Annotated in this window: 10 protein-coding genes and 1 pseudogene; all 11 read left to right on the plus strand. The window is 43.0% G+C overall.

Going from position 1 to position 18,663, the window contains the following annotated elements:
• The first annotated feature begins 51 nt into the window (after positions 1–51).
• On the plus strand, positions 52–1,923 hold the full coding sequence (locus C510_RS0107505; protein ID WP_025892320.1) for a glycoside hydrolase family 32 protein: 1,872 nt from the start codon (positions 52–54) through the stop codon (positions 1,921–1,923).
• Positions 1,924–2,019: 96 nt separating this feature from the next.
• On the plus strand, positions 2,020–3,180 hold the full coding sequence (locus C510_RS0107510; protein WP_025892321.1) for an MFS transporter: 1,161 nt from the start codon (positions 2,020–2,022) through the stop codon (positions 3,178–3,180).
• Between the two features lie 13 nt (positions 3,181–3,193).
• A complete protein-coding gene (locus C510_RS0107515; RefSeq protein ID WP_025892322.1) occupies positions 3,194–4,081 on the plus strand; it encodes a carbohydrate kinase family protein in 888 nt (295 codons plus the stop codon).
• 663 nt (positions 4,082–4,744) lie between these two features.
• Positions 4,745–7,813, plus strand: a pseudogene (locus C510_RS16275) (SusC/RagA family TonB-linked outer membrane protein).
• A gap of 14 nt (positions 7,814–7,827) precedes the next feature.
• Complete coding sequence (locus C510_RS0107525) at positions 7,828–9,567, plus strand: RagB/SusD family nutrient uptake outer membrane protein (protein ID WP_018710730.1); 1,740 nt, start codon at positions 7,828–7,830, stop codon at positions 9,565–9,567.
• A gap of 77 nt (positions 9,568–9,644) precedes the next feature.
• Positions 9,645–11,453, plus strand: a complete 1,809-nt coding sequence (locus C510_RS0107530) for a glycoside hydrolase family 32 protein (protein ID WP_025892323.1) — start codon at positions 9,645–9,647, stop codon at positions 11,451–11,453.
• Between the two features lie 76 nt (positions 11,454–11,529).
• Positions 11,530–12,642 carry an MFS transporter gene (locus C510_RS0107535; protein WP_018710732.1) on the plus strand — a complete coding sequence of 371 codons (1,113 nt, stop codon included), beginning with the start codon at positions 11,530–11,532 and terminating at the stop codon, positions 12,640–12,642.
• A gap of 4 nt (positions 12,643–12,646) precedes the next feature.
• Entirely contained in the window at positions 12,647–13,534 is an 888-nt protein-coding gene (locus tag C510_RS0107540; RefSeq protein WP_018710733.1) for a carbohydrate kinase family protein, read from the plus strand.
• Positions 13,535–13,799: 265 nt separating this feature from the next.
• Positions 13,800–16,568 carry a substrate-binding domain-containing protein gene (locus C510_RS0107545; protein WP_025892325.1) on the plus strand — a complete coding sequence of 923 codons (2,769 nt, stop codon included), beginning with the start codon at positions 13,800–13,802 and terminating at the stop codon, positions 16,566–16,568.
• A gap of 114 nt (positions 16,569–16,682) precedes the next feature.
• Positions 16,683–17,333: a DUF3256 family protein gene (locus C510_RS0107550; protein ID WP_025892326.1), complete on the plus strand. Its 651-nt coding sequence runs from the start codon at positions 16,683–16,685 to the stop codon at positions 17,331–17,333.
• 328 nt (positions 17,334–17,661) lie between these two features.
• Positions 17,662–18,597 carry a M23 family metallopeptidase gene (locus C510_RS0107560; RefSeq protein ID WP_018710737.1) on the plus strand — a complete coding sequence of 312 codons (936 nt, stop codon included), beginning with the start codon at positions 17,662–17,664 and terminating at the stop codon, positions 18,595–18,597.
• The last annotated feature ends 66 nt before the right edge of the window (positions 18,598–18,663 follow it).

The raw sequence follows: 18,663 nt of genomic DNA on the forward strand, positions 1-18,663 counted from the left end.
GATATGGATACTTAAAAAACAGTATATTTAAATGTCTAAAATATGATAACCATGAAAAAGAAATTCGTTAACCTTACATTGGTTTTGGCTGCAGTTTCAGGGTTTACCGCTTGTCAGCCACAGAAGAGTGCCATTAGTTTAGAGCATCAGGGTGATACCCTTACCATTGTACACATAACTAAACCTACCAAATATCTGATTCTGCCGATTCAGGAATCAAGTACTGAAGGAAAAGTGAAACTGGACACCGGCAGTCCTGCAGACATGGCGATGGATGTTCGTCTGGCTGTAGACAGTATTGAATATTATGTGCCGTTCGAGTTGCCTCAGGGAGCCAAGGAGGCTACTGTTACGATCGGAAAAGTAGGAGCTAAAGCCATTTGTTGGGATCATATTCAGTTGGCCGATACATTCGATACAAAAAATACTGATTATTATCGTCCTGTTTATCATCATACACCTTCTTACGGATGGATGAATGATGCTAACGGTTTGGTATACAAGGATGGAGAATATCATTTGTATTTCCAATATAATCCTTATGGTTCCCGTTGGGGAAATATGCATTGGGGACATTCAGTCAGCAAGGATCTGGTTCATTGGGAACACCTGAAGCCGGCTATTGCCCGAGATACACTGGGACATATCTTCTCTGGAAGTACTGTAATAGACCATAACAACAGTGCCGGTTATGGAAAAGATGCTATGATAGCTTTCTATACATCGGCTAGCGATGAACACGGACAGATTCAGTGTATGGCTTATAGTACTGATAACGGACGTACTTATACAAAATATGAAAAGAATCCTATTCTGACTCCGTTTGACGGATTGAAGGATTTCCGGGATCCGAAAGTGTTCTGGTATGAACCGGCACAGAAGTGGTATATGATTGTTTCTGCCGACAAGAACATGCGTTTCTATTCGTCTACCAACCTGAAGGATTGGGAATATCTGAGTCAGTTCGGTCAGGGCTACGGTGTACAGCCTAATCAGTTCGAATGTCCGGATTTCATCCAATTGCCGGTAGACGGTGACCCGAACAACAAGAAATGGGTGATGATTGTGAATATCAACCCGGGTTGTCCGTTCGGTGGAAGTGCTACAGAGTATTTTGTAGGTGATTTCGATGGTAAGGAATTCAAATGTGATACTAAACCTGAAGTTACCAAATGGCTCGATTTCGGTAAAGATCATTATGCTACAGTTTGCTTCTCTAATACCGGTGACCGGATTATCGCTGTACCTTGGATGAGTAACTGGCAGTATGCAAACGTTACTCCTATCCGTCAGTATCGTGGTGCGAACGCTCTGCCTCGCGAATTGTCTCTGTACACCAAAGACGGACAAATCTACATGGCTGCCAACGCTGTGAAAGAAACACAGGCTTTGCGTAAGGAGAGTCGGTCTGTAGACAATATGGATGTGAAAGATGAAGTCGTTATCGATGAGATTGTTCCGAACAATGAGGGTGCATACGAATTGGAAATGGATATCGTACCGGGTAATTCACAGCTGGCAGGTCTGGAACTTTATAATGCCAAAGGTGAGAGATCCAAGATTTATCTGGATCTGAAGAACAAGAGATTGGTTATGGATCGTACAGAAAGCGGTCTGACTGCTTTCGGTGAAAAATCAGAACCTCATGCCATTGAGAATCATGACGGAAGAAAAGTTAATTCCATCAATTATCAGAATGATTTTGCATTGGGTACATGGGCTCCGCTTTCGCTTTGCGAAGGTAAGACCTATCATCTGGATATCTTTGTAGACAAGTGTTCGGTTGAAATCTTTGTAGACGGTGGCCGTATTGCCATGACCAATCTGATTTTCCCTACTCAGCCATATAACAGTCTTCGTTTCTATACAGAAGGTGGCACAGCCAAGGTTGAGAACATGAAAATCTATAAATTAGGGTTATAATTGATTTAGTCACTTTTACAGGTATGGGCTTCGCAGGACGGAAGTCGCTCTGTGAGGCCCATTTCTAATTTATTATCTTTTTATCCAAGATTATTTATGAGTAAAACAACTTCCTTTTATGCGAAGCTGATTCCTGTGATGCTCTGCTTTTTTGCCATGGGATTTGTTGATCTGGTGGGAATTGCTTCGAACTATGTGAAAGCGGATCTGAACCTGAGTGATTCACAGGCAAATATTTTTCCGTCACTGGTATTTTTCTGGTTTTTGATTTTTTCCGTACCTACCGGTATACTGATGAACCGTATCGGGCGTAAGAAAACGGTACTTCTGAGTCTGATAGTTACTTTTGTGTCTTTGCTTCTGCCCATTTTCGGTGACAGCTACGGGCTGATGTTGTGTTCTTTCTCTTTATTGGGTATAGGTAACGCACTGATGCAGACTTCCCTGAATCCGTTGCTGAGTAATATCATTTCCGGTGACAAGCTGGCCAGTTCATTGACTTTCGGTCAGTTTGTGAAAGCCATCGCTTCTTTCCTGGCACCCTATATTGCCATGTGGGGAGCTACCTGTACCATCCCTCAGTTAGGATTGGGCTGGCGTGTACTGTTCCCTATTTACATGGTCATTGCCATTCTGGCTATCCTGTGGTTGAGTGCGACTCCGATCGAAGAAGAGAAACCCGACAAGGCTTCCGGTTTTGTGGATTGTCTGAAGTTGTTGGGAAATCCTTTCATCATTCTTTGTTTCCTGGGTATCATGTGTCATGTCGGTATCGACGTAGGTACGAATACCACTGCCCCTAAGATTCTGATGGAGCGTCTGGGCATGACGTTGGATGAGGCTTCATTCGCTACCAGCATGTACTTTATTTTCCGTACCATCGGTTGTTTCTCTGGTGCCATTATTCTACAGAAAGTTTCTTCGAGGCTGTTCTTCATCATCAGTGTCATCTGTATGTTGGCCGCTATGGTTTTGCTGTTTGTTTCCGATGCCCAGTATGTCATCTATACGGCTATTGCGCTGATAGGTTTCGGTAATTCGAATGTCTTCTCCATTGTTTTCTCACAGGCATTGCTTTCATTGCCTGAGAAGAAGAACGAGATTTCCGGCCTGATGATTATGGGACTTTTCGGCGGTACGGTCTTCCCGTTGCTGATGGGTTTTGCCAGCGATGCCATGGGACAGGACGGCGCTGTTGGCGTAATGACTGTAGGAGTTGTTTATTTACTTTTTTATACCTTGAAAATTAAACACTGATCATATGAATCACATGAATGAAATGGTAGTAGGAATGGGTGAAGCACTGTGGGATGTGCTTCCGGAAGGAAAGAAAATCGGTGGAGCTCCGGCTAATTTTGCTTATCATGTTTCTCAGTTTGGACTTCCGAGCCGTGTAGTCAGTGCAGTAGGTGAAGACAAACTGGGGTCGGAGATACTGGACAATTTCCGCGAAAAGAAACTGAACTGTATGATTGAACAGGTGCCTTATCCGACAGGTACGGTACAGGTGGAACTGGATAGTGAGGGTGTCCCTTGTTATGACATCAAAGAGGGGGTAGCCTGGGATAATATTCCTTATACTAATGCTTTGGAAGGTCTGGCTCGTTGTACCCGGGCGGTCTGCTTCGGTTCCTTGGCGCAGCGTAGCGTCGTGTCCCGTGAAACCATCAACCGCTTTCTGGATGCCATGCCTGTTACCGACGAGACATTGAAGATATTCGATGTGAATCTCCGTCAGGGTTTCTATACCAAAGAAATTCTGTGTAACTCGTTCCAGAAGTGCAACATCCTGAAGATTAATGACGAGGAACTGGTTACGGTAAGCCGTATGTTCGGTTATCCGGGTATTGACCTACAGGACAAGTGCTGGATTCTGCTGGCCAAGTATAACCTGAAGATGCTGATTCTGACTTGTGGCGTGAACGGCAGTTATGTATTTACTCCGGGTAAGGTATCGTTTGTAGAGACTCCGAAGGTGGAGGTTGCCGATACGGTGGGTGCCGGTGATTCGTTTACTGCAACTTTCGTTGCTGCCTTGCTGAAAGGTATGTCTATTACAGAGGCACATCGTCTGGCGGTAGATGTTTCGGCATTCGTCTGTACGCAGAATGGTGCTATGCCGGTTATTCCGGATTATCTGAAGGAACGTATGAAATGAGCTGAATCGTTATTTATCAGCAAGGGTCGGGGTTGTCTGGAAGCAATTCCGACCCTTCTTGTATTTAGGCTTTTCTGTCGTACGCCGTATATTTTTAGTTCGCTGTCCGGATATATAGGTGGAAACTGACGGTATTATTTTAAAAAGATAGGTGTGATAGGTGATATTTTCAATTCATGTGGATATAATCTATAGATTCCGTCGGCGTTTTTATAAACCACGTCGGGGTTTATATAAATGCCGACGTAGTTTATATAAACGCCGACGTGGTTTATAGAATTGATTTTGATGAATGCATGTTTCTTATTGTTCATTTTGGGGTAGTAGCTTTATATTTAAAATCTTTTTAATCAGCATTTAAGGCTTTGTTTTATAAAGAATGGAGGAATCTGTGCGGATATATTAATTTATTGATATTTAAATCCTGCCGTTTTATGGAAAATTTGTAAAAATGTTACTTTCTCTAGTAAAAATGTTTCATGCAACAAGATTGCTCGATAAAGAAACATTTTTTACATATCTTTGAGTTGCCGGATGATACCTTTGCAGTACCGTTTTGAACGGCGTATGGAGAAATGATTAATCAATGTTTAACTAAATCTTAATGCGATGGAAAGCAAAAAAAGAGCATTCTTTTTTACACTCCTGTTTGCAATGGTGTGTATGGTAATGCAAGCGCAGAGTTTGCAGGTAGAAGGAACTGTGATTTCCAAATCTGACGGAGAGCCTATTATCGGGGCAACAGTTCTTGAAAAAGGTACAACGAATGGTACAATTACCGATTTCGACGGAAAATTCGTTCTGTCAGTCAATCAAGGTTCAGAAATCGTTATTTCTTATGTGGGTTTTAAATCCCAGACCTTAAAGGCGCAAGGAGTTCTGAAGGTTTTGTTGGAAGAGGATTCTGAGGTACTTCAGGAAGTGGTAGTAACCGGTTATACCACTCAGCGTAAAGCCGATTTGACAGGTTCGGTAGCTGTCGTTTCCACAGAATCATTGAAAACAAATTCAGATCCGGATCCTATGCGAGCTTTATAGGGTAAAGTAGCAGGTATGACCATTACTGCAAATGGTTCTCCGAGTGGAACAGCTACAGTACGTATCCGTGGTATCGGTTCTTTCAATTCTTCTCAGGATCCGCTTTATGTAATCGATGGAGTGCCGACAAACATGGCTCTTAATTCTTTAAATACAAATGATATTGAGAGCATGCAAGTATTGAAGGATGCCGCTTCAGCATCTATCTATGGTTCTCGTGCTTCGAATGGTGTTGTTATCATTACTACGAAGAAAGGGAAAAAGGCTGATAAAGTAAAAGTAGATTTTTCTACAAACCTGACTGCTCAGTTCTATTCTTCTCAATCTTTGATGAAAGTATGTAATTCGTCTGAATATGCTACAGCGATGGCTCAGGCTGCTTTGAATGACGGATTGGATCCTGTAGCTTATGCCAACAATTATGGTTTAAATCTGAATGCTGCTTCTGGAACACCGATTACAGTATGGAATCCTAGCACAAACCAGTATGTAGATTATACAGTAAACGGTTTGTATGACGGATTTATCAACAGCAAGAAGACAATGCGTTATTCAGATACAGACTGGTTGGACGAAATCTCAAGAGTGGGATTCTCTCAGAATTATGACTTATCTTTGTCTCATGCAAATGACAAGCATTCTACGATGTTCTCTTTGGGTTATAAAAAGAATAACGGTATCTTGAAATATACAGATTTTCAGAATATCTCTGCCCGTATGAACTCAATGTACAATGTAAACAAATACATCACTATCGGTGAAAACTTCACATTGACTTATACAAGCCAGGCTGATTGCGCTCCGATGGAGAATGCTTTGAAGATGGCTCCGATTGTTCCGGTATACGAAGAAGACGGTACTACTTTCTCAGGTCCTGTTGGAGGTATGAGTGACCGTCAGAATCCGTTGCGTGAATTGTATCACAACAAAGACAATCATTTGAACTATTGGCGTTTGTTCGGTAACGGATATGTAGATATCAAACCTTTCAAAGGATTCGTATTCCGTTCCAATTTCGGTTTGGATGTTTATAACTCGTTCATCAACTCCATGAACCATACATACCATTCAGATATTGTGAACAATGACATCGCTAAAACTACGTTGTCTCATAGAAATGAAGTAAACTGGACATGGTCAAACACTATCAATTATAATTTCAATATTGCTAGCAAGCACGACTTTAATGTTCTGTTGGGTGCTGAACTTTCCAAGCAAAGCTTAGTTGATTTTTCTGCATACTCTGAAGGTTATGCATTGGAAGATGTAGATTACATGTGGCCGAATGCCGCTACTGGTGTTATGAAAAATACCGGTGCGAAGGTTGGTTACAGACTGGCTTCTTTCTTTGGTAAAATTGATTACAACTACGATGATTTGATTCTGGCTTCATTTACTATTCGTCGTGATGGTTCTTCTCGTTTCGGTAAAGGTCACCGTTGGGGTACTTTCCCGGCAGCTACATTGGGTTTCCGTATTTCTAAATTGCTCGAAAAAGAATGGATGGATGACTGGAAGGTCAGATTGTCTTGGGGACAGACTGGTAACCAGGCTATTGATAATAATGCACAGTTCGGACTTTATGTTGTAGATTATGGATTGGACCGTGTGACTTCTACAGCATACGACTTGTTGTTGCAAGGCTCTGGAACTTTCCCTTCAGGATATCGTGCTACACAGCTTGCTAATCCTAATCTGAAATGGGAATCAGCTACTCAGTATAACATTGGTACAGACTTCAACTTGCTGAACAACAGTTTGTATGGTACAATCGATGCTTATGTGAAGGATGTAGATGATATGTTGATTAATCCGGCATACTTGGGCGCAATCGGTGAAGGTGGTGCCTCTTGGCAGAATGGTCCTTCTTTGCGCAACTGGGGTATGGAATTCAGTTTAGGGTATCGTAAATCTTTTGCTTGTGGATTAGGACTGGATGTAACGGCAAATGCTGACTTTTTCCGGAATAAGGTGACTTATCTTCCTTCTACGACTACTGGATCATATGCACATACTTCTAAAGAGAATCTGGTAGAATCCGGTATGCCTTATGGTTCTTCTGTTGGATATATTGTAGAAGGTCTTTTCCAGAACCAGGCTGAAGTTGATGCTTCCGGACAGGCTAATGCACGTGTCGGTGGATTGAAATATGCAGATTTGGATGGAAACGGAATCATTACTGCCGATGACCAGGATTGGATCTACAACCCGGTTCCTGCTTTCTCTTATGGCCTTAATGTTTCATTGACTTACAAGAGCTTCGATATGACTATGTTCTGGCAGGGAGTATACGACCAGGATGTATATAACAACCAGAAAGCTCAGACAGACTTCTGGAGCATTACCGATGCTGGTTCAAACAAAGGTAACCGTTTGCTGGGTGCATGGAATACCAATAATACAGAATCTACTATCCCGGCTTTGACTACTAATAATACAGCTGATGAAGGTAGAGCTTCAAGCTATTATGTAGAAAATGGTTCTTATCTGAAATTACGTAACCTGCAGTTTGGTTATACAGTACCTACTTCATTCTTGTCTAAATTCAAGATGTCAAGTGCCCGGGTTTATGTATCAGGACAGAATCTGCTGACAATAAAGAGTAAAGGATTGACTTGTCCGGACCCTGAAAACCCGAACTGGAACTATCCGATTGCTACTTCCGTTTCATTTGGTTTACAGATAGGTTTCTAATAAAAATAATAATTATGATGAAAAAATATATATTACTGGCTGCTTGTACATTAGGATTGTCATTGTCAAGCTGTGAAGATTTCTTGGATTACACACCGACTGCTGTGGTTGATGAAGATAAAGCTTTTTCTGAACCTGAAAAAATGGTTAATGCTGCGTATGCTATGTTGGGTGACTGCTGGTATACTTATCCGTTCAATCTGTTCCCTTACGGTGATGTAAGTTCAGATGACTGTTTGAAGGGTGGTTCTGGTACTACCGATACAGGTTACCATGCTTTCGATATTTGGACAACTCTTACTTCTACTACTCCAGGTGAGATGGACGAATTGTGGTATCGTCTGTATGTAGCTGTTTCACGTTGTAACCGTGCATTACTTTCATTGGAACGTAATGGCGATGCACTTGGTGCAGATGTAAAGGCACAGCGTGTTGCCGAAGTACGTTTCCTGCGTGCGCATTTCTATTTCAAACTTATGACAGTTTTCCGTCAGGTTCCATGGATTGACGAACGTGTGGTAGAAAACAATGAGTATGAGCAGGTCAGCAATACTGCCTTGACTTACGAACAGTTGTTCCAAAAAGTAATCGACGATTTCCAGGCTGCTTATGAAACATTGCCTGTTAAAGGTCCAGGCGAAGATGGTAGAGCTAACAAAATTGCTGCTGCCGCATATCTGGCAAAATGTTATCTGACATTGGCTTGGGGTGATGGATATGAAGCTACTACAGGCGAAGAACATATCAATACCGAGTATATGCAGAAAGTGGTAGATTATACTGAGGATGTTGTTGCTTCTGGTTATGGCTATTTGGAAGATTATGGAGATATCTTCCTGCCGGAATACAAGAACAGCAAGGAATCTGTTTTTGCTGTACAGTGTTCAGATTATCAGAGTGATAATACAACTTATGGACGTGCCAACTGGTCGAATACACTGAACGGATGCTGGCAGATGTGGTCTTGCGGTTGGGACTTCCATAAACCGTCACAGAATCTGGTCAATGCCTTCAAGACACGCGATGGTCTTCCTATGTTTGATGATTATAATAACGAAATTGATTATCCGATCAATGGAAACCCAGACAGCCAGAAGTGGGACCCACGTTTGTTCCACACTGTAGGTATGCCTACTTTCCCTTACAAATATGAAGCTCAGTATACAATGACTACAGCCAATTCACGTAATCCGAACACTTACGGATATTATACTTCTTTGAAGGAAGTTCCGCAGCGTTCAAAAGGTGAAACTTATAATGGCTCCTGGCAGGCTTTTGCAATGAATGACTATGTATTCCGTTATACAGATGTTATGTTGATGCGCGCAGAAGCTTTGATTGAACTGAACAGACTACCGGAAGCATTGGATATTATCAACGATATTCGTAATCGTGCTGCAATGTCTATTGACAAACATATCAGTTACGCTAAAGATCAGTGTGAAATCGCTCTTTATCCGTCAGGATATTTCACATCAAAGGAAGTTGCTCGTAAATGCCTGCGTTGGGAACGCCGATTGGAACTGGCTATGGAAAATGGACGTTTCTTTGATTTGCGTCGTTGGGGTATTGCTTCTGAGACATTGAATGCTTATTTCTTGAGTGAACAGAATGATGTGTATGAAGGTCAGCCTTATGGACAATATTATAAGGATGCTCATTTTACTGCCGGTAAGAACGAGTACTTCCCGATTCCTTATAACCAGATGTTTTATATTCCAGGTCTTTATACACAAAATAAGGGATATGAATAATTTTCTAGTTTTGCCTGCCTTCCTGTCTGATGGGAAGGCATAGGCAAACTAATGAAAAACATTAAAAACAGGTTGCTATGAAAAAATATACTTATACAATAAAAACAGCATTTTTAGGGATGCTTTTGGGGATGACTGCTTCAGTACAGGCCGACTCTTTGTTTACAATTCGTCATATGGCGAACGAACAAAATCTTGTTTCCTTGAATGTCTCAGAACAATATCTGCTCCTTCCGATTCAAGAAAATGCTCCAGAAAGTAAAATAGGTATTATCAAAAATAATAAGCAGGAAGGAACTTATATGAATGTCCGCCTTGCTCGTGAAAGAGTGGATTATTATTTCCCACTGTCTTTATCAGCTTATAAGGGGCAGCATATTTCCATTGATATACAGGGCTTGCCGGAATCTTCACTTTGCTGGAAAGAACTTAAAATGTCTGATTCGTTCGACATGACAAACAAGGAGAAATTCCGTCCGGTTTATCATCATACACCTGCTTACGGCTGGATGAACGACCCGAACGGTATGTTCTACAAGGATGGCGTGTATCACTTGTATTTCCAGTATAATCCGTACGGTTCGATGTGGGGAAACATGCACTGGGGACACTCTACCAGTACAGACCTGACGCATTGGAACTATGAAGGTGTCGCTCTTGCACCGGATGCCTGGGGAGCTATTTTCAGCGGTTCGTGTGTGGTGGATAAGGAGAACACAGCCGGTTTCGGTAAGGATGCCGTTATCGCTTTCTATACTTCTGCCAAACCATCTCCGTGGGGAGACGTGCAGTCGCAGAGCATGGCCTATAGCCTGGACAACGGAAAGACCTTTACCAAATATGAGCATAATCCGATACTTACCTCTACGGAACGTGATTTCCGCGACCCGAAAGTGTTCTGGTATGCACCGGGCAAGCATTGGGTGATGATGCTGGCTGTAGGTCAGCACATGGAAATCTATTCTTCTGTCAATTTGAAGGAATGGAAGAAGGAGAGTGAATTCGGTGCCATGCAAGGGGCTCACGGTGGTGTTTGGGAATGTCCGGACTTGGTAGAAGTACAGATAGAAGGTACCAAGCAAAAGAAATGGGTCTTGATTTGTAACTTGAATCCTGGTGGTCCTTTCGGTGGAAGTGCAGCGCAGTACTTTGTCGGTTCGTTCGATGGAAAAGTATTTGTGAATGAATCGCCGACTCAGACCAAATGGTTGGATTGGGGAAAAGATAATTACGCTACGGTAACTTGGAGCAATGCTCCCGAAGGACGTTGTATCGCTTTAGGATGGATGAGCAATTGGCAATACGCTAACAATGTACCTACCCGGCAGTATCGGAGTGCGAATACAATAGCCCGTGATCTGACTCTTTATAGACTGGGAGAAGAACTGTATTTGAAGAGTACGCCATCTGCTGAAATCAAAAAAGCACGTACAGAGAAAATTAGTGTTCCTTCATTCAGTGTTTCAGGTCCATACGAAGTGAAAAGCTTGCTTCCGTCCAACGAGGGAGCTTATGAAATAGAAATGACTCTGAATAATGCGGGTGCGTCTAAAATCACTTTCAGTCTGCTGAATGATAACGGGGAAAAGGTAACCATGTATTACGATGTGTTGCGTAAACAGTTTGCAATGGACCGTAGTGAAAGTGGAGAGGTAAGTTTCAGCAAGGATTTTCCGGCCTTGACCGTTGCTCCCGTTGAGGATACAAAAGGTGATATCCGGTTACGTCTGTTTGTTGACCGCTCCAGTGTGGAAGCCTTTGGAGAGGATGGCAAATTTGCCATGACCAATCTGGTTTTCCCGTCTGCTCCTTACAATCGGATGGTGTTTGATTCCGGTACAGGCAAGTTTACGGTGAAGTCACTGACCGTTTATAAACTGCAGTAATTCTTTATTGTATGCATCGTGATAGAATGCGAATCTGTAATCTTATGTGTATTATTGTTTTTTAAAACGAATTTAAATGTCAAACAATCAATTGAAATATGCGAAACTTTTCCCGGTAATGCTCTGTTTCTTTGCCATGGGATTTGTTGATCTGGTGGGAATTGCTTCGAACTATGTGAAGGCGGATTTGAAAAAGCCGATTTTTTCCGTACCTACCGGTATACTGATGAACCGTATCGGGCGTAAGAAAACGGTACTTCTGAGTCTGGTAGTTACTTTTGTGTCTTTGCTTCTGCCCATTTTCGGTGACAGCTACGGGCTGATGTTGTGTTCCTTCTCTTTATTGGGTATAGGTAACGCACTGATGCAGACTTCCCTGAATCCGTTGTTGAGTAATATCATTTCCGGTGACAAGCTGGCCAGTTCATTGACTTTCGGTCAGTTTGTGAAAGCCATCGCTTCTTTCCTGGCCCCGTATATCGCCATGTGGGGAGCTACTTGTGCCATTCCTCAGTTCGGTCTGGGTTGGCGTGTACTGTTCCCCATTTACATGGTCATTGCCATCCTTGCCATCTTGTGGTTGGGGGCTACTCCTATCGAAGAGGAGAAGCCTGACAAGGCTTCCGGTTTTGTGGATTGTCTGAAGCTGTTGGGTAATCCTTTCATTATCCTCTGTTTCCTGGGTATCATGTGTCATGTCGGTATCGATGTGGGTACTAACACCACTGCTCCCAAGATTCTGATGGAGCGTCTGGGTATGACGTTGGATGAGGCCTCTTTTGCTACCAGCCTGTATTTTATTTTCCGTACCATCGGTTGTTTTTCAGGCTCTATTATTCTGCAGAAGATTTCTTCGAAGCTGTTCTTCATCATCAGTGTCATCTGTATGTTGGTTGCCATGGTACTGCTTTTCGTCTCAGATGCGCAGTATGTCATCTATACAGCCATCGCGCTGATTGGATTCGGTAATTCGAATGTCTTCTCCATTGTCTTCTCGCAGGCATTACTCTCATTGCCAGAGAAGAAGAACGAGATTTCCGGTCTGATGATTATGGGACTTTTCGGCGGTACGGTATTTCCGTTGCTGATGGGATTTGCCAGCGATGCCATGGGGCAGGACGGCGCTGTTGGCGTAATGACTGTAGGAGTTGTTTATTTACTTTTTTATACCTTAAAAATCAAACATTAATAATATGAATAATACAATCGTAGTAGGAATTGGTGAAGCACTGTGGGATGTGCTTCCGGAAGGAAAGAAAATCGGTGGAGCTCCGGCTAATTTTGCGTATCATGTGTCTCAATTTGGTCTTGACGGACGGACAGTCAGTGCAGTAGGAGAGGATAAGCTGGGTACAGAAATTCTGGAGAATTTTTATGAGAAGAAGCTTTACAGCATGATTGAACGGGTACCTTATCCGACAGGTACCGTGCAGGTAGAACTGGATGCAGAAGGCATTCCATGTTATGATATTAAAGAAGGTGTAGCTTGGGACAATATCCCTTATACTTCAGCGTTGGAAGGATTGGCTAAGCAGACTTCTGCTGTTTGTTTCGGATCGTTGGCGCAGCGGAGTGTCGTATCTCGTGAAACAATCAATAAATTCCTGGATGCGATGCCGGAAGGAAATACTTTGAAGGTCTTTGATATAAATCTTCGTCAGGGATTCTATACCAAGGAGATTCTGTGTAATTCGTTTAAAAGATGTAATGTCTTGAAAATTAACGATGAAGAATTGGTTACGGTAAGCCGTATGTTTGGCTATCCGGGAATTGACTTACAAGACAAGTGCTGGATTCTGTTGGCCAAGTATAATCTGAAGATGTTGATTCTGACTTGTGGTGTGAACGGCAGTTATGTGTTTACTCCGGGAAATGTATCATTTGTGGAAACTCCGAAGGTGGAGGTTGCCGATACGGTGGGTGCCGGTGATTCGTTTACTGCGACTTTCGTTGCTGCCTTGCTGAAAGGTATGCCTATTACAGAGGCACATCGTCTGGCTGTAGAAGTATCGGCATTCGTCTGTACGCAAAATGGTGCTATGCCGGTCATTCCGGATTATCTGAAGGAACGTATGAAATAAAGTGTTTTTAAGTTAGAGAGAGAAGATTGTTGGTGAGGGTCTGGATTGTCAGGATACAATTCCGACCCTCTTTCTTTCGGATATCTTTGAAAATATCAGAACTTATTTTAAAAAGGATATTGAAAATCAATATTCTTCTCCGACGCAAATCTGTGTAATTGTCAGTATTCTTTTTTGTCTCCCTGTCAAAATACAAATAAAAAATAGAGCTTGCTTGCTAGATTAAAGCTTATCGATTACTTTTGTGTTACTTTAAACCTCTCCTATGAAGCATAAAATTTTTATTCTGTTTTTTCTGGGTTTGTTTCTGTGCCTGTCGTTTTCCGCTTGTGAATCAGAGCAGTCTGTTTGGCGTATCGGAGTCTCTCAATGTAGTGATGATGCGTGGCGGACTCAATTGAATAGGGAAATAGAACGGGAAGCCTTGTTCTATCCGGGGGTGTCGTTAGAATTCAAATCGGCTCACGATGACAGTCAACAACAGATTAAAGATATTGAAACGTTGGTCAATGATGGAGTGGATTTGCTGGTTGTAGCTCCGAATGAGGTGTCTGCCATTACTCCGGTCATTGAAAAGATATATCAGAAAGGAATACCGGTGGTACTGGTAGACCGGAAAATTGATTCGGAGTCTTATACTGCTTATGTAGGAGCAGACAATTATGAAATGGGGTACGAGATAGGACAATACATTGTCAACCGACTGGGAGGTCAAGGAAATGTGGTGGAACTGACAGGGTTGAGCGATTCCAGCCCGGCTATGGAGCGTCATCGGGGACTGAAAGAAGCCTTGACCGAATCAGGACATGTTAATTTGTTGGCTACAGTAGATGCCGGATGGAGACTTCAGGATGCCGAACAGGTCTTTGATTCCGTATTGACTTGTTATCCGGAGATTAACCTTGTTTTTGCCCAAAACGACCGGATGGGAGTTGGAGCACGTAATGTGGCTGTCAGAAGAAACCGCAGTAAGGATATGTTATTTGTCGGTGTAGATGCCTTACCAGGAAAGGGACATGGGGTAGAGCTGGTTTCCGACGGACTTTTTGATGCAACGTTCATTTATCCTACAGGTGGTGACTGTGTTATGCAGGTAGCTATGCAGATTCTTCAGCACAAGCCATATAAACGGGTTAATCTGTTGTCTACTGCGTTGGTTAATCGGGAAAATGCCCGTATCATGCTGATGCAAACTCAGCATATCGAAACGTTGGATGGAAAAATAGAACTGTTGGATAAGCAGCTGGATGATTTTCTACTGCGCTATTCTTCTCAGCGGATGTTCCTGCTGGCCTGTGTTGTGATTCTGATATTGGTGTGTGTGCTGCTTGTCTTTGTTGTCCGGGCTTTCTGGACTAAAAAACGAATGAATGCTGAACTTTCAGCCCGGAAAACACAGTTGGAGGAACAGCGTGACCAGTTGATTGAACTTTCCCGGAAACTGGAGGAGGTGACTCATGCCAAGCTGGCTTTCTTTACCAGTGTTTCTCATGATTTCCGCACTCCGCTGACGTTGATTGCCGATCCGGTGGAACAATTGAAGCAGTCGGCTTCATTGAGCAAGAATGACCGTTATCTGTTGGACTTGATAGAAAAGAATGTGACGGTATTGTTGAGACTGATTAATCAGACCTTGGACTTCCGGAAATTCGAAAATGGAAAACTGGAACTGCATCTCAGTTCCTTTAATCTGGCCCAAGGTTTGAAAGACTGGACAGAAGCCTTTCGTACGCTTTCATATCGTAAGCATATACATTTTACAGTAGATGTACAGGAAGAGGCGAATGGAAAACTGTATGATGTGGTAGCCGATCCGGAGATGATGGAACGCATCACTTACAACCTGTTGTCGAATGCCTTCAAGTTTACGGCCGACAATGGAGAAATAGCCGTACGCTTGTCTGCTTTCCGGAAAGATGAGAAACCCTGGATTCGTCTGGAAGTTGCCGATACGGGAATCGGCATGCCTGAAGAACAGTTGGCCCATATCTTCGAAAGTTTTTATCAGGTGGATGTGCATGATTCCGGTTCCGGTATCGGACTGGCTTTGGTAAAGGCTTTTGTGGAGATGCATCACGGGAAGATACGGGTAGACAGTAAGGAACATAAGGGTACGACTTTTATCATTGACTTACCGTCGGAACAGGAAGGGGTTTTGAATCCTCAGGAGAAACGTGCCAATCTGCTGAATAACCTGAAGGAAGGGGCGGTTTTGGCGGCCGACCAGTCAGAAGTTCATATCACATACGAAGAGGATGCCCACACACCGGATAAAGAGAAAGAAACCGTACTGGTTATCGAAGACAATGCGGATGTCCGTCAATATATCCGGGCGCTTTTATCCGGGGAGTACAATATACTGGAAGCGGCGAACGGACAAGAAGGGGTGCAGCAGGCTACCAAACATGTTCCCGATGTCATCGTTTGTGATGTGATGATGCCGGTCATGGACGGTTTGGAATGTTGCCGGATTCTGAAATCGGAACTGCAGACCTCACACATACCCGTTCTGATGCTTACTGCCTATACCTTGGAGGAACAGAAAATCAAGGGGTATGAATGTGGAGCCGATTCCTATATTTCCAAGCCATTCTCGGCCAATTTGTTGAAAGTACGTTTACATAACCTGTTGGAGAACCATCGGAGGGTACAGAATTTCTTTGCAGACAAACCTGCCGTACAGAAAGAAGGGCTGAATCAGGTGGACCAAGGGTTTATCAGCAAATTGCGCCAGCTGATAGAAGAGGAACTGGGAAACTCGGAAGTGAGTGTAGAAGATTTGGGAGCCAGGCTGGGATTAGGACGTGTACAGCTTTATCGGAAAACCAAAGCGTTGACCGGTTATTCTCCCAATGAACTTTTGCGTATTGCCCGTCTGAAAAAAGCTGCTTCATTGCTGGCTTCTTCCGAGAAGAGTATATCGGAAGTGACTTATGAGGTCGGTTTTACATCACCTTCTTATTTTACGAAGTGTTACAAGGAGTATTTCGGTGAAAGTCCGACAGATTTCCTGAAGCGTAAAAGCAATTCCTGAGAAGCTTGGCGGGATTAGTCTGTCGTGCAGCTGCAGTCTATTTCTTAAATCTTCCCAATAAACTGGTCAGGAAAAATTTATTGTGTATCTTTGGCCCCGATTAAGCAGAATAAAATGAAACGATTGATTTTATTGATAAGCCTGTTTGTAAGTATTTCTTTGCAGGCACAGAATATGAAAGAACTGTTTGTTGCCATGCCCGATACGTTGGTTCCGTTGTTGACCAAGGTGAATCGGGAGGATTTCGGTGATTTTCTGGCCAGTAAGATGAAAGCGGAGGTACGTAACCGCTTTGGTAAGACATCCGAAATGACCGAACTGACAGACGATTATCTGTATCTGAAGATGACATCGGTCAGTTCGATGGAGATGAAACTGTTGCCGTTGAAAGACTCTTTGAAAGTCATCTGTGTTGTTCAGACTTATCAGGCTCCGGTTTCCGATAGTAAGGTCAGGTTCTATGATACGGACTGGAAACCGTTGGAGGCCTCCCGTTTCATTGACTTGCCGGCCGATTCCCTTTTCTTCCGTACACCGGCCAATAAAGTCCAGGCTGATTCGTTACAGAATCTGCGTACCCATACTGATATCAGTCTCCAGGAAGCTCGTCTTTCAGCCGATAACCGGACTCTTTTGTTCCGATATACTACTCCTGATTATTTGGATAAGGCAACTTCTGCCAATTTACAGGCATATCTTATCCGGAAACCGTTGCGGTATGTGTGGGAAAACGGACGCTTTATCCGATCCGGTGAATCGGAATAAAGATGATTCGGAAACCGAAGCCGGTATCTTATGAATTTTCTGAAAGGTAAGGTGCCGTTTTTTATGACAGAACATTCATTTTACTGCTTGATTTTGTGAAAAATAGGCTCGCAAGGAAAAATGTTGTAAAATGCATAAAAAAGGTTAATTCCCTTTGGCTGTCTGAAAAGAAAAATGTAATTTTGGCTCAACGTTTGCAAACCAGACGTTGCAAACGGTTCCTTAAAGTTGAATTGTTTCAAACCGGTGATGGTATTCTCATAGCAGACACTGTTTCCTGAGGTTTCCTTGTCTGTGTCTATACCTGCTGAAAAATATTATAAACGTAATGATTTTAAAATGTATTAGAACCGTAGCGTTAGCTGCACTGGCTTTGGTAAGTGTGAATGTCTCTGGACAGGATTTGCTCGCCCGCCAGGCACCTATCGACAGAAAATTAAAAGCAGTTGATTCATTGGCCTTGATTCGTCAGATTAAGGCAGAAAAATCGGTCTATCCGGCTTATTCCCTTTATCCGAACTGGAGCAACGAACGGGTACACGCCTATGGAAATACGGTAAATGTACCAGATAGCTTCCGGATTGATTTGACGGGATTCTGTATGCCGACCACTCATACACAGATTACATCCAAATGCGGACCGCGGTGGCGGAGAATGCACAATGGACTGGATATCAAGGTGTACATCGGAGATACGATTCGCGCAGCGTTCGACGGAAGAGTCCGGATGGTGAAATATGAACGCCGCGGTTATGGAAAATACGTTGTTATCCGTCACGATAACGGATTGGAAACTATCTACGGGCATCTATCCAAACAGATTGTAAAAGAAGACGAATACGTTAAGGCCGGCGACCCCATCGGTTTGGGAGGAAATACAGGCCGTTCTACCGGTTCGCACCTTCATTTTGAGACTCGCTTCTTGGGCGAGGTCATTAATCCGGAATTCCTGTTCGATTTCCCGAAACAAGATATTGTAGCCGACAATTACCTCTTTGTAAGAGGGGCTAACCGTTATGATTACCAGCGTAAGCGTCTGGATGTAGCCTTGAAGGAGGCTAAGGCAGAGTCTGTATCTTCGAAGGATAAGGCGACTTCACAGAAGCAGGCTGGGAATTCAATCAGATATCACAAGATTCGTAAAGGTGATACGTTGGGACGTATTTCCCGTATCTATCACGTTCCTATCGACCGTCTGTGCAAGATGAACGGAATCAAGCGTAATACGGTTCTGCGTATAGGACAAGTGTTGAGATGTTCATAATTCTTTAAAAGATTCTTCATAAAGGGCGGAAAGTGTACTACTTTTCCGCCTTTTTTATTGGGCACT

Origin of the sequence: Phocaeicola barnesiae DSM 18169 = JCM 13652, from assembly GCF_000374585.1 — a bacterium.
Lineage (GTDB): Bacteria > Bacteroidota > Bacteroidia > Bacteroidales > Bacteroidaceae > Phocaeicola > Phocaeicola barnesiae.